The sequence below is a fragment of the Pseudomonas sp. Z5-35 genome, from assembly GCF_051131945.1.
Classification (GTDB): Bacteria; Pseudomonadota; Gammaproteobacteria; order Pseudomonadales; family Pseudomonadaceae; genus Aquipseudomonas; species Aquipseudomonas marvdashtae.
Genome location: NZ_CP071640.1, coordinates 3,512,091 through 3,530,201, shown reverse-complemented (window position 1 = coordinate 3,530,201; position 18,111 = coordinate 3,512,091). Strand labels below are relative to the sequence as shown.

Here is an 18,111-nt window from a genome sequence, read left to right as displayed (position 1 = left end):
CCAGGATATGAGAGCGAAGGGGAAGTCGATTCGCAACGCGCTTGCGGTGCGCAAGCTAGGCATCGTCGGTGGCCTGGGGTCGCTGGCTGGCGCTGATTTGTTTAATAAACTGGTCAAGTCCAGGGCCGTGCTGGAGGAGCCGGGTCGCTACCATTTCCTGTTTGAGCAGCACCCCTTCAAAGACGTGCTGCTGCCCTTGGACGAAAGCGCGAGCATGACGTCGCGCCAGTTCTACGTCTTCCAGGTCTGCAAGGCATTCGAGGCCAATGGCCTTGATGCAGTGATGCTGCCATGCTTCGCGAGCCAGACTTTCCGCGCGCAGATCCAGGCTGAATTGGGTATCGCGGTTCTGGACATGATGGCCGCCCTGAGCCGACACGTCCGCCGCCGCGTACCGGTCGGGGCAACGTTGGGCGTGATTGCTTCCGACTTCGTGCGCCATTGCGGTTTGTTCGAAGATCACTTCGGCAAGGACTTCCCCATCGTCTACCCCGCCGTCGAAGCACAATCGAATGTGATGGAGGCGATGTACGGCCTCGATGGCATCAAGGGCGGTCACTTTGAAGGCGCACCGTTCGAGGCGGTTTTCCAGGCGTGCCTTTCGCTTCAAGCCCAGGGCGCCACCCTGATTCTGCCCGGCATGACTGAGCTTTCGCTCATCGGCAATGACTTGCAGCGCCGTGGGATCGCCGTGCCGGACATCAATCAGGTTTACGTGGATTTCGCGACGACGGACCGCGAGCCGCCGAGCCGTCCGGCGTTCAAGCTGGGTGTGGTTGGCGGTGTCGGGCCTGCGGCCACGGTGGATTTCATGGCCAAGGTGGTCAGCCATACGCCGGCTCGCAAAGATCAGGACCACATCAAGATGGTTGTCGAGCAAAACCCGCAAATACCCGATCGAACGGCCAATCTGCTGCGCGCCGATACCGACCCGACGATGGCGTTATACGCCGCGTGCAAGCGCCTTGAAGCGTCGGGCGCCCATGCCATCGCGATCCCCTGCAACACCGCCCACGCGTTCGTCGAACGTATCCAGGCGCATTTGACGGTGCCGATCGTGAATATGCTGACCGAGACGGTGGACTGGATTGTGGACGAATACGGCGCCGGCAAGGCGGTCGGCCTGCTGGCGACCTCGGGTACGTTGCAAAGCCAGGTCTATCACCAGGCTGCCAACCGCGCCGGGCTTGAGCTTGTTGCGCCCGGTGTCGATTATCAAGCCATGGTAATGGAGGCGATCTACGGGCCCCGCGGTATCAAGGCCGGCTACACCGAAGGGCTCTGCAAGGAGCAATTGCTCCTCGCGGCCGAACACTTGTGCGAATTGGGCGCGAAGGTGTTGATCCTCGGGTGTACGGAGTTGCCGCTGGTGCTCGGCCATTGCCCGGCTTACGAGCTCAACGGCCATCGCGTGGCGTTGGTAGACCCGACGATGATCTTGGCGTTGAAATGCATTGCGCTGGCCGGGAAGCTGGATGAGGCGCCGGGCGACTCCAAGGCTCCGTCGCCACAAGGGTTCAGTTCAATCAGACGGTTTTGATGACGCTCGGCGGCCTGCGCAAGGCGGCAATGTCGCGCTTGGGGGATTCGCCGAACAGGCGGCTGTATTCACGGCTGAACTGCGAGGGGCTCTCATAGCCCACCCTGTAGGCGGCGCTCGCCACGTCCAAGTACTCATTGAGCATCAAGCGCTTTGCCTCGTTCAACCGCAGCCACTTCTGGTATTGCAGCGGGCTCATCGCCGTGAGCTGGCGAAAATGATGATGGAACGTCGGCGCGCTCATCTGCACTCGGGCCGCGAGGTCGTCGACGCGGATTGGCCCGGTGTAGTTCAGTTTCAGCCAGTCGATCGCCTTGGCGATCCGGTGCCCCTGGCTGTCGACGGAGGCAATCTGCCTCAGTCGCGCTGCCTGGTCGCTCATCAACAGTCGGTAGTGGATTTCACGCTGGATTAATGGCGCCAGGACCGGGATCGCTTCGGGCTCATCCAGCAAGGCCAGCAAACGCGCGAACGGCGCCAGGAAATCAGGCGTAGCCGTGCCGACCCCGGCGCCAATCCCGACCGGCCGCTCAACCCGTGGCGCCAGGCTGCCCTGGGCGACCAGATCGGCGACGATGCCCAAGTCCAACCTCATGACCAGGCCCAGGCACGGCTGTTCCGGGCTTGCCATCAGCACTTCGGAATTTGCGGGCATGTCCAGCGATGTCATGAGGAATCGCCTGGTGTCATAGCCATAAGCCTGGCCGCCGATCCAGACCTGTTTCATGCCTTGGGCGACGAGGACGACGCTCGGTTCGATCATGCAGGTCGCGGGCGGGGCAGGGGCGTCGCGGCGGAAAAAACACAGGCCGGCGATCGACGTCTCGAAGTCGCCCGTTCCGGTCGCCCGGGTACCGATGAGGCTCGCGAGGCGCTCTTGTGGCGATCTGCCTGGAGTGGTCATGTCGATCTTCTGTCGGGTTGATAGTTATGGGCAGAACCTTAACCCGCCAAGCGAAGCGTTGCCTACGGCCTGCAGACACGTTCACAGGATCGGGCAAGAACTCCAGTGAAACGTTCTACCGGCCAACGGCGCGGGTCCTTGAAACTGCGGGTCGAATCCAATCAACGGCGGCGAGTCGCCGTTTCATCTCCGGGCGTTGCATAGGCCCGACGTTTAACCCATCGATAATCAAGGCTTTCATCAATGACCACTACCTCATTGCCCAAACCGCAGGGCCAGCCTGCGTGGGGTGCGGTGCTCGCCATGGCGCTAGCCGCCTTCGCGCTCGTGGCCTCGGAGTTCATGCCGGTCAGCCTGCTGACGCCGGTGGCGACGGATCTTCACATTAGCGAAGGCCAGGCCGGCCAAGGCATTGCCGTCTCCGGCGCATTTGCACTGGTCACCAGCCTGTTCATCGCATCGGTTGCCGCGCGAGTCGACCGCAAATGGCTACTCTCGGCGCTGACAATGCTGATGATCGTGTCTGGAACAGTGGCTGCCATGGCGCCCAATTACGCGATATTCATGGTCGGCCGTGCGTTGATTGGCGTTGCGATTGGCGGCTTCTGGTCGCTGTCGGCGGCCACGGCCATGCGCCTGGTACCGGAGGACAAAATCCCCCGCGCCTTGGCTATCGTCAATGGAGGCAATGCCTTGGCGACGGTGGTGGCCGCGCCGTTGGGCAGTTTTCTCGGGGCGATCATGGGTTGGCGGGCCGCGTTCTTTTGCATCGTGCCTGTCGCCGCGCTTGCCCTCGTCTGGCTGCTGTTGCGCCTGCCTTCGATGCCCGCCAATGCGAAACGAGGCACTGGCAACCCTTTCAAATTGATGGCCCAGGCGCCGGTGGCATTGGGCATGCTGGCGGTCAGCACGTTCTTCATGGGTCAATTCATGTTGTTCACTTATCTGCGCCCATTCCTGGAAACAGTGACGCAGGTGAGCGTGTCGCTGCTGTCGTTGATGCTGTTGGTGGTGGGTTTGGCGGGTCTGCTCGGCACCTTCCTGATCGGCTCATTCCTGGAAAATGGCTTGTATCGAACGCTCGTCATCATCCCATTATTGATGGCAGCAATTGCCCTCGCCTTGGTTGCGTTCGGTGAGTCGGTGATCATCACCGCCGTGCTGCTGGGTCTCTGGGGCCTGGTGGCGACAGCGGCCCCAGTTGGCTGGTGGACCTGGCTGGCCAGGTCCTTGCCCGAGAATGCCGAAGCAGGCGGCGGATTGATGGTGGCGATCGTCCAGCTTGCCATCGCCACGGGCGCCACCGTTGGGGGCGTCCTGTTTGATGCGAGCGACTATCGTGCGACGTTCGAAACCAGCGCCGGCGTACTGGGCATTGCTGCCGTCCTGGCCTTCCTGGCGGCTCGCCAGTCTCCGCCCGTTTCGAGTGCGGCGACGTCCGGTGCGCTGGGTTGATCAGAGACGATGCGGCGAGTGCAAAGCCACAAAGTGCTTGAATGAACCGCTGGGCGGCTGCGGTTGGTGGCACATTGATATCTTGCTAAGCTTTGGACTCGTTACCTGTCGAGTTGGTTAGTTTTGTGTCTACCGAAAGAGTTTCCCAATTGGAACAAGCGCTCCTCGCGGTGATCGCGGCTGCGGGCAAGATGGGCATCAGTTGCGATGAGTTGTGCGCTCAGGCAGTGGGCGGGTTGGTGTCCGAGCGCTACTGGAGCTGGGCGGATGCCCAACATGCACAAGGCGCCGCCGACGAGATCGATAATGCCTGGGCAACTCTGGTTGGCAGACAAACAGCGACCCATGGGGCTCGGGAACTTGAATCAGGGCCTGACGCCCGACTTGAATCGGCGGCCGGCTAAACGCTTCGGTCTCCGCGAAAATGGGCGACTCAAGGTCGCCCATTTTCATTCACAGTCCCAGGCCTTCCTCGACAACCGAGAGGAAGGCATCTTCATCCAGCGTCAGCGGTTCTGAGCGCTGCTGTCCGGTTGGCCGCAGATGCCAGACCGATTCGCCGTGCGCGCCCACGGTGCGCAGGATGCAGCGCTCCAGGCCCGTCATGTGGATTTCGATGCAGCCGTCCGAACTGGAGGAGAAGCGCGCGATCGGGTCGAGCACGATGCGCCGATGATTGCCTTCGATCACCAGTTGGTCGATGGCGTAGTTGTAGGTCGAACCACTGCAATGGCGTTCAAAGACGTGGGTCGGATTGTGTCGGATGTCCAGGCCGGCCTCACAGACCGGCGCCAGCCAGGTTTCGATCTGACGGTACAAGTCATAGACCTGGCCGGGCCAATGTTCAATGGCCAGGTCGGCGCAATTGTCGGTATCGGCCGGGGTTCGATGGGCCTGCCTCAATTTGGCCGCGAGTTCGTCTGCCTTGCTCATGTCTATTCCCTGTCGTGGTGATAGGTTGAGCTTAGCTGAAGGGGCTGAGTGTTCATTTGCACTGGGTCATGAGTCGTTTCATTTCGATTGGCGAAGGGCCGGATTCGGGCAGCTCACACGGGATAAAGCGCATCAATGCCGCGCCCCAAACGACGCCGCAGCCTGCGCGGGCACATTATCCGTGGACATTCGCTCGGGTGTATCCGGCAGCGAAGCGATGTGCACGGCGCGGGACGGCATGGCGAAGCGCACGCCGATCTTGGCGAATTCCTCCATCATGTCCAGGTTGATGGCCTGCTGGATGTCCATGTACACGTTGTAGCTGGGATCCAGCACGATATACACCGTCTCGAATTCCAGTGCGCTTTCACCAAACCCGCGAAAGTGCGCGCGGTCGAAGCGGGTCTTTTCCTGAGCCTTGATGATGCGTTCGACGATAACCGGCACTTGGCGCAGTTGTTCTGGCGAGCATTGCTGGGGCAGAGCAAATTCGAAAACGATGCGCCGCTCCTGGAGCCGCTTGTAGTTCTGGATCGTGGTGCTGATCATCCCGGCGTTGGCCATGACGATCTGCTCGCCGCCCAGGCTGCGGATCCGAGTGGTTTTCAGGCCGACGTGTTCTACGGTGCCGGCCAGGGAGCCCACCACAATGAAGTCCCCGACTTCGAAGGGCTTGTCCACGGCGATCGACAGCGAGGCGAACAGATCCCCGAGGATGTTCTGCACGGCGAGCGCCACGGCGATGCCGCCAACCCCGAGGCTGGCGATAAAGGCCGTAATATTCACGCCCAGGTTGGACAGCATGGCCAACAGCACCACCGCCCACAGGAACACCTTCGCACCCCATAGGCTCAGGGTGGCCAAGGCACTTTTCTGATGAATATCGGTATGGCTGTGACGGGCGAAATAGTGCAGCAACGCCAGGGCGATCGCCCGGTTTGCCCACAATCCCACCTGCAAGGCGGCCACCACGAACCAAAGGCTGCTGACCCGGCCCAACCAGCGTTCCGGTAGGTCCAATATGCCGATGCCAATCAGAATCGAGGCCAATAACAACAAGGTATTGCTGGTACTGGAAAGCACTTCGACAGCGATGTGGCTGAGGTAGGCATCAGGTTTTTGAGCCCGGGCACGCACGTTTTTCAGGAGGAAACCGACGCCTGTCCTGGCGATGATAAAACTCACCGCCGTCACGGTCAGTGCCAGTAACCAGTTGGCGATGGAGATGCCCAGCAGTTGGGTGTCGGTAAAGATTTCGAGGGAGGTTGAATCCATTGACGGGTCACCTGTGCCATTGCTGTTCAGGTCGGGACCCAGGCCGATTTGACGCGAAGGCCTTGGCCGGGCCATGAACCTGATTAGTTCGCCTCGGCCACGGGCCGTTCAATTTTCTTGCCGGAGCTGTTGGAGGTTCCGGTAGCGGCGGCGTAGGTTGCGAGGCAATCTACCTGAGCAAACGCCTCGTCTAGCGCAGCAAGTGCACCGCCAACCCGGCAAGCCCGCATGCCAACAGCACCTGGATCACCCCGCGCTTGTAGCGAAATAGCGCAATGGCCGCTGCTGTCGCGATGATTGCCGAGGGCCAGTCCAGCGCACCGGCGAACCCGTTGGGCCAGAGTACGTGGTAGCCAAAGAAGCACGCCAGGTTGAGGATCACGCCGACTACGGCGGCGGTAATGGCGGTCAGGGGGGCGGTGAACTTCAAGGAATCATGCGTCGATTCCACCAACGGCCCGCCTGCCAGGATGAACAGGAAGGACGGCAGGAAAGTGAACCAGGTTACCAGCGAGGCCGCCACGGCGCCGGCCATGAAGGCCTGGTCGGGACCGAACACTTGCATCACGTAGCCGCCGACGAAACCGACGAATGCCACCACCATGATCAGCGGCCCGGGCGTGGTTTCGCCCAGCGCCAGGCCGTCGATCATTTGGGTCGGCGTCAGCCAGCCAAAGTGCTCGACGGCGCCCTGATACAGATAGGGCAACACCGCATAGGCGCCACCGAACGTCAGCAACGCGGCCTTGGTGAAGAACCAGGCCATTTGCGTGAGAGTGCCTTCCCAGCCGAAAAGCATCGTTAGCAGACCCATCGGCAATGACCACAACAGGGCGCCGATCATCGCCAAGCGAACGAGTCGAGCGGGGCTGAACCGGGCGTGTTCCGGTGGCGGGGTGTCGTCGTCTATCAGTGCCGGGCCGTAGGATCGATGATTGGCCCCATGGCCACCCAGGCTGAATTTTTCCGGTGCCCAGCGGCCACCGAAATAGCCGATGACAGCGGCGCCCAATACGATAAGGGGAAAGGGAACATCAAACGCGAATATGGCCGTGAATGACGCCGCGGCGATGACCCATAACCAGCCGTTCTTGAGCGCGCGCGAGCCTATCCGATGCGCAGCATGCACCACGATTGCCGTTACCGCGGGCTTGATGCCGTAGAAAATTCCCGCCACTGCCGGCACTTCGCCAAAGGCGACATACAGCCAGGACAACGCAATCAGGATGAACAGCGACGGCAGGACGAACAACGCCCCGGCAATCACCCCGCCCCAGCTGCGATGCATCAGCCAGCCCAGGTAAGTGGCCAACTGCTGCGCCTCCGGCCCTGGCAGCAACATGCAGTAATTGAGCGCATGCAGGAAGCGTCGTTCGGAGATCCAGCGACGGCGCTCCACGAGTTCCTGGTGCATGATCGAGATCTGTCCCGCCGGGCCGCCAAAGCTGATGAAGCCCAACTTGAGCCAGAACCAGAAAGCTTCCCGCAGACTGACGGTCGCGGGGCGGGTCAATGGGACGTCGGCGGCCGGGGTCGGTTTGCTCATGGTCGTCGGGTATTTGTAGTCAAGGGCTGCCAACGTTATGGCGCGTGACGCAATTTAGATAGCCCCCGACAAGCTTTGCTTGTAAAAAAACGCACTTTCACGGGGCTGGACAACCTACGCAAAAATAATCCGGGCCCGTCCTCATGCCGTCTTTCAAGATATTCATCAAGGAGTCGGTCGATGAAGCAACGTTTTACAGTGCAATCCTGATATCGATTCCAAGGGCATCGCGGTGATTTGCAGCGGGGTTTTTGGATCCATTGAACCACCCATCGGCTTCGTTCCAATGGCTAATTGCCGCCCTACAAGCGGCAGGCTAAGCTCACGAATATTGGGGGCTTTGAGCGATTCGCTCATGTATTGCCCCCCTCAGGAATTCGCTTGCCTATCCCCACTTTTGATCCGTTCCACGCTCCCGGTGGTGCTCTCAAGCGCCTGCCGTTGCTCAAGGCAGCGGTTGCGTTTATCGCCGCTGTCTGCCTGTGCCTGTGTGGCTTGCTCTACCTGCAGTTGGAACAGTCCCGTCGCTACGACCTGGCGTCGGCCCGCGTCGCCTCGGCCAACCTGACGCGGGCCATGGCCCAGCAGGCCCAGGACACGTTCCAACAGACTGACCTGGTCCTCGCGAGCCTGGCGGACTGGATGCAGATCGACGGTTTCGGCCCTGCGTTACAACCGCGTCTGCAACAGACGTTCGCCCGGCGCGTGCAGTCGTTGGAGCAGTTGCATGGGCTGTTCCTGTTTGACAAGGACGGACATTGGGTCATCACCTCCTTCGCCAGTCTGCACAGGGGAGCGGGGGTCGCGGATCGCGAATATTTTGCTTTCCATCAACAGAATGCTTCCCTGCTTGCGCATATCGGGCCGGCGATACGCAGTCGCCAGAGCGGTGAGTGGATCATCCCCGTTTCAAGGCGATTGAACGATTCGGACGGCAATTTCCAGGGCGTGCTGATGGCCGGGGTCAAAATGGCCTACTTCGATCAGTTCTTCAAAAGCTTCAGCCTCGATGACGAAGGCGAGATGGTCCTCGCCCTGGCCGACGGCACCTTGCTGGCTCGCCGGCCTTTCGATGAGACCAGGATCGGCCGCTCCCTGGCCCAGGAAGCGGTGTTCCAGCATGAGACGCAAGGGACCGCCACGGGCAATGCCGTGATCCGCTCCGCCGCCGATGGGGTCATCAGGCTTTATGATCATCAGCATTTGCACGCGTATCCATTGGTGGTCACCGCCGCGATGTCTGAAGAAGCGATCCTCGCGGGCGGGTACGACAGAGCGTTCCAATCCAGTCTCATCGTGGGCCTGGTCGTGTTGGGCATCTGCCTGTTCGGCTGGGTATTCGTGCGCCAGGTGCGTAACAGCGAGCGAATTGAAGCCGACCTGCGCAGGGCCCAGGAGGCGCTGGAGCTGATCGCCACCCATGACAGCCTGACCGGACTGGCAAACCGCCGCTTGTTCGAGCGCGCCCTGGACATCGAATTTGGCCGAGGCGCCCGCCAGCGCAGCCCGTTGAGCCTGATCATGCTCGATATCGATTTCTTCAAACGCTACAACGATACCTACGGGCACGTTGCCGGGGACCACTGCCTGGCGGAAGTTGCGACCGTCCTCAAGAATTGCTGTCATCGCAAAGCCGACCTGGCGGTGCGTTACGGCGGTGAGGAGTTCGCTGTGCTGCTGCCTGACACCAACCTGCAGGGCGCGATGGCATTGGCCGAGCAGATCCGTCGCAGTGTCATCGACAAGCATATTACCCATTCGGCTTCCCCCTCCGGTTATCTGACCGTGAGCCTGGGCTGCTATGCCTTCGTGCCTAGCAGCCTGGACAGTACCGAAGTGTTTATCCAGCGCGCCGATGCGGCGCTCTATCAAGCCAAGCACAGCGGTCGCAACTGTGTCGAGGCCTTGTCCAGGGAAGGCGTGCTCGATGCTTTGGAGCGCTCCGATCGTTGAGATTCGTTGGAATCATCAGTAGCGCAGGACAGTCCATTGTTCGACCCGTGGCGCAAGCGATGCGTAGGCCCTTTCGTCAAATTCCGTGGGCTCGTCATCTGTCACAGCGGTGGCTGCTAAGGTTAAGAAAACGCCAGGGCCGAGCGCCGCTCATGAAGTAAAGCTGTACGGCGAATCCAGCGCCGCAAGGACAGGAGCACGTCAATGGACACCACTGCCGCTACCCCCTCTGACGCCAAGCGTCACACGCCGATTACCCGTCGCCTGGTGGTGGCCGTCGGCGGATTGTTTGTCCTGGGGGTTCTGGTGGCCGTTGTCGCGCTGTTCAACATCGCGCAAAAGTTGGATACGGAGGATGTGCGCAAGACCCATTTCTATATCGAACGCGCCCTTGATAATCGCATCACCGCCTCGAAAAACTACATCGCCAGCTACGCCTACTGGACCACGGCCTATGATCACCTCAACGGTGAAGTCAACGTGCAGTGGGCCTATGCCGAACAGAACATGGGCAAGACGCTATTCACCAATGATGACTATGAAGGGGTATTCGTCATTGACCGTGAGCGCACCAAATACGCCGTGGTGCGAGGGCAGCATGTCCAGGCAGAGGCAACGGCCTACATGGATACGCCGCTGGCGGACCTCATGGATCAGCTCCAGGCGCAAGCTGACCTGACGACGCCCGCGATCCGTTACACCTTGTTCGAAGGCTGGCCGGCCGTGGTTACGGCTTCGGTGATTCTTCCCAATGACGAACGCCCCCGGGTCGCGCCTGAAGGGACGTCGGTCTTGCTGTTCGTCGATCAGCTGACGCCCGTCAAACTTCGCAAGCTGGGCAAGAGCTACGGCCTTACCGAGTTGACCCTCGTCAAAGACACCGCGTTGGAGCCCGGCCAGGCCGCCGTGCCGCTGGATAGCACGGGGTATAGCCTGGTGTCGCGGCTGGAGCGGCCGGGCCAGCAGTTGCTCTGGTCCCTGCTGCCGCCATTGGGTGGTGCGTTGCTGATCCTGGCGTTGCTCACCGCTTACTTTTTTCGCTATGCCATGCGCACGGCTCGACAGGTAGATGCCAGCTACGACAGCCTTGAAAAGTCGAAACAAGCGCTTGAAGCCAGCGAAGAGCGCTTTCGCGCCGTGGCCGAGGCCGCGTCCGACTGGATCTGGGAAATCGACAGCCAGCAACACCTCACCTACCTGTCGGGTCGCTTCAATACCGTCACGGGATTTTCCGACCAGCAGTGGCTGGGCCAGGACATCGAACAACTGTTGTATTGCGACACGACGCCGATCGCGCTGTGGCTGGGCAAACTGGTGGAGGATCAGAACGCCAGCAACCTGCGCTGTTCCTACCGTGATCATTCCGGGCAGTTGCGATTCTGTCGGGTTTCGGCGCGGCCGATCTATGACAAGACCGTCGTTACGGGGTATCGCGGCACCGCCAGCGACATCACCGACGAGGTGGCAGCTCATGCCCAGGTCCAGCATCTTTCGCTGCACGATGCGTTGACCGGCCTGCCGAACCGCAACAAGTTGGCGAGGCACCTGGACGATGCCTTGGTCGCCAAGGAGCATGCCGCGCCGTTGGCCCTGCTGATGGTGGACCTGGACAACTTCAAGCCGATCAACGATTCGCTTGGCCACCCGGCCGGCGATGCGGTGTTGCTGGAAGTCGCCCAGCGCCTGCGCGACAGCACGCGCGAGCAGGACCTGGTGGCGCGCCTGGGAGGCGATGAGTTCGTGGTGGTACTCAGTGGCGTGGAGCACAGCGCTGAAATTGATCGATTCTGCGCGCGATTGATCGACAGCCTGCAACAGCCGATTCACTACGAGACCCATTCGCTGCACATCGGCGCCAGCATCGGCATTGCCGTCAGCCGCCGCCAAGGCTATGTGCCGAGTGAGTTGATCCGCTGCGCCGACATCGCCTTGTATCAGGCCAAGTCAGAGGGCAAGAAGACCTGGTGCTATTTCGTCTCGCACATGAACGACCAGATCCAGCATCGTCGCCAGCTGGAAAGCGACCTGCGCCAGGCGGTGAAGAACAACGAGTTCATCCTGCATTTCCAGCCGCGCTACAAAGTCGATGGCAGGGAAATCGTCGCGGTCGAGGCGCTGGTTCGCTGGCAGCATCCGACCCAAGGCTTGTTGGCCCCCGACGCTTTTATCCCGCTGGCCGAACAAACCGACCTGATTGTCCCGCTTTCACGCTGGGTATTGCGTGAGGCCTGCCAGACCGCGTTGACGTGGCCGGGAGCGTTGATGGTTTCGGTCAATCTTTCCCCGGCCCAATTCGAACGCAGCGATGTCGTGGAGGATGTACGCCAAGTGCTGATCCAAACCCATTTCCCGGCGAGTCGCCTGGAGCTGGAAATTACCGAAAACGTCATGCTGAACGATGTGAATGGCGCGCTCCAGGTCATGAATGCGCTCAAGGAGTTGGGCGTGCGCTTGAACATGGACGACTTCGGCACCGGTTATTCATCCCTCGGTTATTTGCGTACCTACCCATTCGATGGCATCAAGATCGACAAGCGCTTCATCGCCTCCATGAGCAACAGCAGTAACGATCGGGCCGTGGTCCAGGCGATCATCAACCTGGGCAAGGCGATGGGCTTGACCGTCACTGCCGAAGGCGTTGAAACGCTGGCCCAACTGGGGTCGCTGGGCTCGGATGAATGCCACGAAGTCCAGGGTTATTTCCTCAGTCGGCCAATCGACAAACAGGCATTCGCGAACTTGCTCCAGAGCGGCCAGTCGTTAGCGCGAACCAATTCCTGAACAGTGGTTGCAACCTGGGCGGCTTCCTCACGGTCACAACCAGTGTGTTGGCATTCAGAGTTTTTGGCCCATGAAGAACCTGCGAATCGCAACCTTCAACATCAACGGCATCCGGGCCCGGTTGCCTAACCTGCTGGAATGGCTAGAACGGGAGAAACCCGACGTCGTATGCCTGCAGGAACTCAAGGCGGCGGACAAGGATTTCCCGGCAGCGGAACTGGAGTCGGTAGGGTACGGATCGATCTGGCATGGCCAGGCTTCGTGGAATGGGGTTGCGATCCTGGCCCGCGATGCGCAACCGCTGGAGAGCCGGCGCGGCTTGCCGGGGGGCGACGACGACAGTCACAGTCGCTACCTGGAAGCGGCGGTGCACGGTGTCCTGGTGGGCTGCCTTTACCTGCCCAACGGCAACCCGCAGCCAGGCCCCAAGTTCGACTATAAATTGGCCTGGTTCGAACGGCTGATCGATTATGCGCAGGCGCTACAGGCAAGCGATCATCCGGTGGTCCTAGCCGGAGACTACAACGTGGTGCCCACCGACATGGACATCTACAACCCGCGCTCCTGGCTCAAGGATGCGCTGTTGCAACCGCAAAGCCGCGAATGTTACCAACGCTTGCTGGACCAGGGCTGGACGGACTCGTTGCGTCATCTGTATCCAGACGAGCGTATCTACACGTTCTGGGATTATTTCCGTCAGCATTGGCAGAAGAATTCCGGGCTGCGCATCGATCATCTGCTGCTCAACCCGGCGGCCAGCGCTTACCTGAGCGAGGCGGGCGTGGACGCCTGGGTCAGGAACCAGCCACATCCCAGCGATCATGCTCCCACCTGGATCCGGTTGTCGTCGCGAAAGCAGCGTTAAGGATTTGGGGGCAGTCACCAGTCAGATTTGTCCGCTGGAGGGAAATGCCTTATACCTGCCGCAATGGCCGCGACCCTACCGCAGGCCCTGCACCTGACAGGAAAGGACATCCCCATGAGCGAACCGCGACTGAGCGATACCGGCCGTTATTTGCGCCGCCTGGGCTTCAACACGGCCCCACCGCCAACCCTCGATACGTTGCGCCTGCTCCAAGGGCGTCATACGGCCGAGTTTCCTTTCGAGACCCTCTCGTCACTGCTGCGTCAGCCGGTGCCCATCGACCTTGAATCCGTCGAACGCAAGGTTTTTGAGCAAGGGCGCGGCGGTTATTGCTATGAGCTCAATCAATTGTTCCTGGCGCTCTTGCAGGAGCTGGGCTTCGACGCCCGGGGCATCACCGGACGGGTCGTCATGAACGCGCCGGAGGGCGCCTGGCCCGCGCGCACTCATCGCTTGAGCCTGGTGACGCTTGACGGCGTGCGCTATATCACCGATGTCGGCTTCGGCGGCATGGTACCCACCGCGCCGCTGTTGCTGGACAGTTGCGACATCCAACCGACGCCTCACGAGCCGTACCGCATCGAGGCCAATGAAGACGGCTATCTGCTGCGTGCCGAGGTCGCCGATGAATGGCGGCCAATGTACCTGTTCGATCTGCAACGCCAGGAAGAAATCGACTACACCGTCGGCAATTGGTACGTCTGCTCCCACCCGCAATCGCCGTTCATGGGCCGGTTGATGGTCGCTCGCACGGGCGACGGGCTGCGCAAGACACTCAACGGCAACAGCTACGCTGTGCACCGGATTGGACACGGCAGCGAGAGACGCACCATTAACGATATCGATGAACTCATCGATCTGCTGGAAAAGGAGTTCGGTTTGAATGTGCCGCCCCGAGAGGAGCTGCGGCCCGCGGTACAGCGGCTTTTGGTGTAAGAAGCTGAACCTTCTGGTTCGGGAATTGCAACCCTGTCGACGACGCAGGGGTAACAAGTTGTATACAACTCTATGGACATTTGTCCCGAGTTTTGAATACAGTGTGCCCATAACAAAAAACAGGGAACCCCCGAACTATGAAAACGCCCCATGATTCACTCCCACGGCCCGAGGATGAAAATCTCGGTGTCGGCGCGAATATGGCTTACGGCCTGCAGCATGTGTTGACCATGTACGGTGGCATCGTCGCGGTACCGTTGATCATTGGCCAGGCGGCGGGGTTGTCACCGTCGGACATCGGTCTACTGATCGCCGCGTCATTGTTCGCAGGGGGGCTGGCAACACTGTTGCAGACGCTCGGCGTGCCGTTTTTTGGCTGTCAGTTGCCGTTGGTCCAAGGCGTTTCGTTTTCGGGCGTCGCCACCATGGTCGCGATTGTCGGCACCGGTGGGGAAGGGGGCTTCCAGGCCATCCTCGGCGCGGTCATTGCCGCATCCCTGATCGGCCTGCTGATTACGCCGGTGTTTTCGCGGATCACCCGGTTCTTCCCACCATTGGTCACCGGCATCGTCATCACCACCATCGGCCTGACATTGATGCCGGTGGCGGCGCGCTGGGCAATGGGCGGCAACAGCCATGCGCCCGATTTCGGCAGCATGGCGAACATCGGCCTGGCTGCGGTGACCCTGGTGTTGGTGTTGTTGCTGAGCAAAATGGGCAGCGCGACCATCTCGCGGCTGTCGATTCTGCTGGCGATGGTCATCGGTACGGTCATCGCGGTGTTCCTTGGCATGGCAGATTTTTCCTCTGTCGGCGAAGGCCCGATGTTCGGCTTCCCGACGCCGTTCCATTTTGGAATGCCGACCTTTCACATCGCCGCGATCCTGTCGATGTGCATTGTGATCATGGTGACGTTGGTGGAAACCTCCGCCGATATCCTGGCAGTGGGTGAGATCATCGACACCAAGGTCGACTCGCGGCGCCTGGGTGACGGTCTGCGGGCGGACATGCTGTCGAGCATGATCGCGCCGATTTTCGGTTCCTTCACCCAGAGCGCCTTCGCCCAGAACGTTGGCCTGGTGGCGGTGACCGGAATCAAGAGCCGTTTCGTGGTGGCGACTGGCGGGGTGTTCCTGGTCGTGCTCGGCCTGTTGCCGTTCATGGGGCGGGTGATCGCCGCAGTGCCCACCTCGGTGCTCGGTGGCGCCGGTATCGTGCTGTTCGGCACCGTGGCCGCCAGCGGCATCCGGACCCTGTCGAAGGTTGATTACCGTAATAACGTCAATCTGATCATCGTCGCCACGTCCATCGGCTTTGGCATGATTCCTATCGCTGCCCCGAACTTCTACGATCATTTCCCCAGCTGGTTCGCGACGATCTTTCACTCGGGCATCAGCTCCTCGGCGATCATGGCGATCATCCTGAACCTGGCGTTCAACCACTTCACCGCGGGTAATTCCGACCAGCAGTCCGTTTTCGCCGCCGGTACCGAGCGGGTGTTGCGTTACCAGGACCTGGCGGCGCTGCGCGAAGGGGATTACTTCAGCGACGGCAAGCTGCACGACTGCGACGGCAACGAGATTCCGGTGGTAGCGGTGCCTGAGCACCTGGCGCCAGAGCACGGGCCGGTGCGGCTTAAAAGCAGCGAGCACGTCTGACCTCGTAGCTGATATCAGCCCAAAAAAAGCAGCCGGCGATCACTGATCGCCGGCTGCTTTTTTTTCGCTTGAACGGTGATTACCAGCGACCATAGTGGCCGCGTGGTGGACCGTAGTAGTAGCCCCGTGGCGGTCCGTAATACACCGGTGCCGGGCGGTAGTAGATCGGCTGTTCCACGTACACCGGTTGCGGCTGGTAATAAACCGGGGGCGGCTGTTGCACATAGACCGGCTGCGGCTGCACGTAAACCGGTTGCTGGACGTACACCGGCCGGTCACGGCTGATCAGCGCCGAACCAACGATGGCCGAGCCGACGATGGCGCCGAACACTGCGGGCCCCTCCCAACCACCGCGACCATGGGCGGATGCCTGGCCGGTGACCGCGAGAGCCCCCACGAGCAGGGCGATGATGGGGAGCTTGCGTTTCATGGCGATTCCTCGTTCCGGCCCCGGCGCCTGTGGTCTGCAACAGACCCAAGTAGGGGCGCGGGGATACTGGCTATGACCGCGATTTTTCCAGGATTTTGAACGTCGTTGGGTAAATGTTGTGTAAGGTTTGTGGCGGTTTTTTTTACAGACTGCCGAGTCGCCGCGCTGCGCCCGGTGTCTGATCATCGAAATAAACTGTCGGGACGGTGATCCCACCTGTCCGAAAGTGGTATCAAGGAGACGAGCATGCAGATCAATCCCAACAAAGACACCCAACTGTGCATGTCGCTATCGGGGCGCCCAGGCAATTTTGGCCTGCGCTTTCACAATCATCTGTACGAACAACTGGGGCTGAATTTCTATTACAAGGCCTTCAGCAGCCAGGACCTGCCCGGTGCGGTGCGCGGGATTCGTGCCTTGGGTATTCGTGGCTGCGGCGTATCGATGCCGTTCAAGGAGGCGTGCATTGCCTTGGTCGACGAATTGGACCCTTCCGCCGCAGCGATCCAGTCCATCAACACCATCGTCAATACCGATGGGCACTTGAAGGCCTACAACACCGACTACATCGCCATCGCTCAGTTGCTGCAAAGTCATGCCGTGCCCAAGGATTCGACCTTTGCGCTGCGCGGCAGCGGCGGCATGGCCAAGGCCGTCGCCGCCGCCTTGCGCGACGGGGGCTACAAGAACGGGTTGATCGTCGCTCGCAACGAAACCACTGGCCGAGCCCTTGCCGAGTCGCTGGGTTACGACTGGCAAGCTGAACTGGCTGACCGACGCCCGCAGATGCTGATCAACGTAACGCCAATCGGCATGAGCGGCGGCCCGGAAGCGGACCACCTGGCGTTCGGCCCCGCGGCAATCGCCGCGGCCGACACCGTGTTCGATGTCGTGGCGATCCCGTCGGAAACGCCGTTGATCGTGCAGGGCCGGGCGCAGGGCAAACGGGTGATCACCGGCCTGGAAGTCATCGCAATCCAGGCCTTGGAGCAGTTCGTGCTGTACACCGGCGTGCGGCCCAATCTGGAACAGTTCGAAAAAGCCGTGGCCTTCGCCCGCTCCGTGTAGGCCTCGTTATTCCAGTCGTGCCAGGCGTTCTTCCAACGCGGCGATCCGCGCTTCGAGTTCTTCGATGCGCTCCAGCGATACGCCGCTGCCAATGCTGCGTTCTGTTGGTTGTGGCGGGCGGCGAGGATGGCCTCGATGTCCGCTGGGTCGCCCATCGCATGCACATAACGGTCTTCGCGCTGGCCGGCCTGGCGTGGCACCAGCAGCGCCAAGCCTCGGGCAATCAGCCGCTCAAGCTGATGCACGACTTGCTCGGCGTCTTCGAAGTCATGCATGCGTCCGCTGCGGGTCAGCAGCTCATTGACCGTTTGCGGGCCGCGCAAGAACAGCAACCCCATCAGGATCACCTGGGCCGGCACCAGCTCCAGCGCTTTGTCGACCCGGTGTTCCCAGCGGTCGGCGCGGCTGCCCATCACCAGTCGGGTGAAGCCTCGACCTTCCAATGCCCGCAGGCTCTGGCCAACCTGGCCCGGATTGAGGTTGGTCACTGGTTCACGACTGGTTTTCTGGTTACAGGCAAGCACCAGCGCGTTGAGCGTGAGGGGATAGGTTTCGGGATTGGTCGCCTGCTTTTCGATCAATGCGCCGAGAATGCGGATTTCCGTGCTATTGAGCCGTGGTTCTTCGGCCTGACTTTGTTCTTCGATGCTCATCGCGCGTTCCCTATGCTGTGGAGGACGCTAGCCTAATCCTTGCGCAATAAAAGACAAGGTGCGTAACAAGCCGTGGCTATAATCGCCCACGTTCGATTCATCTTTCTTCACCAC

General features: G+C 60.8%; 15 protein-coding genes and 1 pseudogene. 9 read left to right on the top strand and 7 right to left on the bottom strand.

Features of this window, described 5'->3' with window-relative positions:
* The first annotated feature begins 7 nt into the window (after positions 1-7).
* Positions 8-1,540, top strand: coding sequence for an amino acid racemase (locus tag J3P95_RS16140; RefSeq protein WP_434580551.1), 1,533 nt, complete (start codon positions 8-10; stop codon positions 1,538-1,540).
* Here the strand turns inward: J3P95_RS16140 and J3P95_RS16135 are convergent.
* On the bottom strand, positions 1,527-2,444 hold the full coding sequence (locus tag J3P95_RS16135) for an AraC family transcriptional regulator (RefSeq protein ID WP_434580553.1): 918 nt from the start codon (positions 2,442-2,444) through the stop codon (positions 1,527-1,529). The genes J3P95_RS16140 and J3P95_RS16135 overlap by 14 nt on opposite strands.
* Positions 2,445-2,687: 243 nt before the next feature.
* Between J3P95_RS16135 and J3P95_RS16130 the strand changes: the two genes are divergently transcribed.
* Together J3P95_RS16130 and J3P95_RS16125 are read left to right on the top strand one after the other, a co-directional pair.
* Entirely contained in the window at positions 2,688-3,899 is a 1,212-nt protein-coding gene (locus tag J3P95_RS16130; protein ID WP_434580555.1) for an MFS transporter, read from the top strand.
* A gap of 149 nt (positions 3,900-4,048) precedes the next feature.
* On the top strand, positions 4,049-4,303 hold the full coding sequence (locus J3P95_RS16125; protein WP_434580556.1) for a hypothetical protein: 255 nt from the start codon (positions 4,049-4,051) through the stop codon (positions 4,301-4,303).
* A 49-nt stretch (positions 4,304-4,352) separates the two neighbouring features.
* Here J3P95_RS16125 and J3P95_RS16120 read toward each other — a convergent pair whose 3' ends face one another.
* The 4 genes from J3P95_RS16120 to J3P95_RS16105 all read right to left on the bottom strand — a co-directional run bounded on the left by J3P95_RS16120 (position 4,353) and on the right by J3P95_RS16105 (position 8,010).
* Complete coding sequence (locus J3P95_RS16120) at positions 4,353-4,832, bottom strand: hypothetical protein (protein WP_434580557.1); 480 nt, start codon at positions 4,830-4,832, stop codon at positions 4,353-4,355.
* A gap of 132 nt (positions 4,833-4,964) precedes the next feature.
* Positions 4,965-6,107, bottom strand: coding sequence for a mechanosensitive ion channel family protein (locus J3P95_RS16115; protein WP_434557789.1), 1,143 nt, complete (start codon positions 6,105-6,107; stop codon positions 4,965-4,967).
* A gap of 190 nt (positions 6,108-6,297) precedes the next feature.
* Positions 6,298-7,653 carry a chromate efflux transporter gene (gene chrA / locus J3P95_RS16110; RefSeq protein WP_434557788.1) on the bottom strand — a complete coding sequence of 452 codons (1,356 nt, stop codon included), beginning with the start codon at positions 7,651-7,653 and terminating at the stop codon, positions 6,298-6,300.
* A 165-nt stretch (positions 7,654-7,818) separates the two neighbouring features.
* A complete protein-coding gene (locus J3P95_RS16105) occupies positions 7,819-8,010 on the bottom strand; it encodes a hypothetical protein (protein ID WP_434557787.1) in 192 nt (63 codons plus the stop codon).
* 24 nt (positions 8,011-8,034) lie between these two features.
* Between J3P95_RS16105 and J3P95_RS16100 the strand changes: the two genes are divergently transcribed.
* The 5 genes from J3P95_RS16100 to J3P95_RS16080 all read left to right on the top strand — a co-directional run bounded on the left by J3P95_RS16100 (position 8,035) and on the right by J3P95_RS16080 (position 15,846).
* Positions 8,035-9,606 carry a sensor domain-containing diguanylate cyclase gene (locus J3P95_RS16100; RefSeq protein ID WP_434557786.1) on the top strand — a complete coding sequence of 524 codons (1,572 nt, stop codon included), beginning with the start codon at positions 8,035-8,037 and terminating at the stop codon, positions 9,604-9,606.
* 204 nt (positions 9,607-9,810) lie between these two features.
* Positions 9,811-12,387, top strand: coding sequence for a bifunctional diguanylate cyclase/phosphodiesterase (locus tag J3P95_RS16095; protein ID WP_434557785.1), 2,577 nt, complete (start codon positions 9,811-9,813; stop codon positions 12,385-12,387).
* Positions 12,388-12,457: 70 nt separating this feature from the next.
* Positions 12,458-13,252, top strand: a complete 795-nt coding sequence (gene xth, locus J3P95_RS16090) for an exodeoxyribonuclease III (RefSeq protein ID WP_434557784.1) — start codon at positions 12,458-12,460, stop codon at positions 13,250-13,252.
* 114 nt (positions 13,253-13,366) lie between these two features.
* Complete coding sequence (locus J3P95_RS16085) at positions 13,367-14,188, top strand: arylamine N-acetyltransferase family protein (protein ID WP_434580561.1); 822 nt, start codon at positions 13,367-13,369, stop codon at positions 14,186-14,188.
* A gap of 137 nt (positions 14,189-14,325) precedes the next feature.
* Positions 14,326-15,846: a nucleobase:cation symporter-2 family protein gene (locus J3P95_RS16080; RefSeq protein ID WP_434557782.1), complete on the top strand. Its 1,521-nt coding sequence runs from the start codon at positions 14,326-14,328 to the stop codon at positions 15,844-15,846.
* 79 nt (positions 15,847-15,925) lie between these two features.
* Here the strand turns inward: J3P95_RS16080 and J3P95_RS16075 are convergent, their stop codons facing one another.
* The gene (locus tag J3P95_RS16075; protein WP_186609776.1) at positions 15,926-16,276 is read right to left on the bottom strand and encodes a hypothetical protein; all 351 of its coding nucleotides are present in this window, start codon (positions 16,274-16,276) and stop codon (positions 15,926-15,928) included.
* 246 nt (positions 16,277-16,522) lie between these two features.
* On the opposite strand from J3P95_RS16075, the gene J3P95_RS16070 reads away from it, so the two are divergent.
* Complete coding sequence (locus tag J3P95_RS16070; RefSeq protein WP_434580563.1) at positions 16,523-17,344, top strand: shikimate 5-dehydrogenase; 822 nt, start codon at positions 16,523-16,525, stop codon at positions 17,342-17,344.
* Positions 17,345-17,350: 6 nt separating this feature from the next.
* Here the strand turns inward: J3P95_RS16070 and J3P95_RS16065 are convergent.
* A pseudogene (locus J3P95_RS16065) lies at positions 17,351-17,997 on the bottom strand (YceH family protein).
* Between the last annotated feature and the right edge of the window lie 114 nt (positions 17,998-18,111).

Coding starts and splice junctions, on each gene's coding strand:
- J3P95_RS16130 (WP_434580555.1), top strand. CDS start 2,688: ATGACCACTACCTCATTGCCCAAACCGCAGGGCCAGCCTGCGTGGGGT.
- J3P95_RS16080 (WP_434557782.1), top strand. CDS start 14,326: ATGAAAACGCCCCATGATTCACTCCCACGGCCCGAGGATGAAAATCTC.
- J3P95_RS16105 (WP_434557787.1), bottom strand. CDS start 8,010: ATGAGCGAATCGCTCAAAGCCCCCAATATTCGTGAGCTTAGCCTGCCG.
- J3P95_RS16120 (WP_434580557.1), bottom strand. CDS start 4,832: ATGAGCAAGGCAGACGAACTCGCGGCCAAATTGAGGCAGGCCCATCGA.
- xth (WP_434557784.1), top strand. CDS start 12,458: ATGAAGAACCTGCGAATCGCAACCTTCAACATCAACGGCATCCGGGCC.
- J3P95_RS16075 (WP_186609776.1), bottom strand. CDS start 16,276: ATGAAACGCAAGCTCCCCATCATCGCCCTGCTCGTGGGGGCTCTCGCG.
- J3P95_RS16140 (WP_434580551.1), top strand. CDS start 8: ATGAGAGCGAAGGGGAAGTCGATTCGCAACGCGCTTGCGGTGCGCAAG.
- J3P95_RS16070 (WP_434580563.1), top strand. CDS start 16,523: ATGCAGATCAATCCCAACAAAGACACCCAACTGTGCATGTCGCTATCG.
- J3P95_RS16135 (WP_434580553.1), bottom strand. CDS start 2,444: ATGACCACTCCAGGCAGATCGCCACAAGAGCGCCTCGCGAGCCTCATC.
- chrA (WP_434557788.1), bottom strand. CDS start 7,653: ATGAGCAAACCGACCCCGGCCGCCGACGTCCCATTGACCCGCCCCGCG.
- J3P95_RS16115 (WP_434557789.1), bottom strand. CDS start 6,107: ATGGATTCAACCTCCCTCGAAATCTTTACCGACACCCAACTGCTGGGC.
- J3P95_RS16085 (WP_434580561.1), top strand. CDS start 13,367: ATGAGCGAACCGCGACTGAGCGATACCGGCCGTTATTTGCGCCGCCTG.
- J3P95_RS16095 (WP_434557785.1), top strand. CDS start 9,811: ATGGACACCACTGCCGCTACCCCCTCTGACGCCAAGCGTCACACGCCG.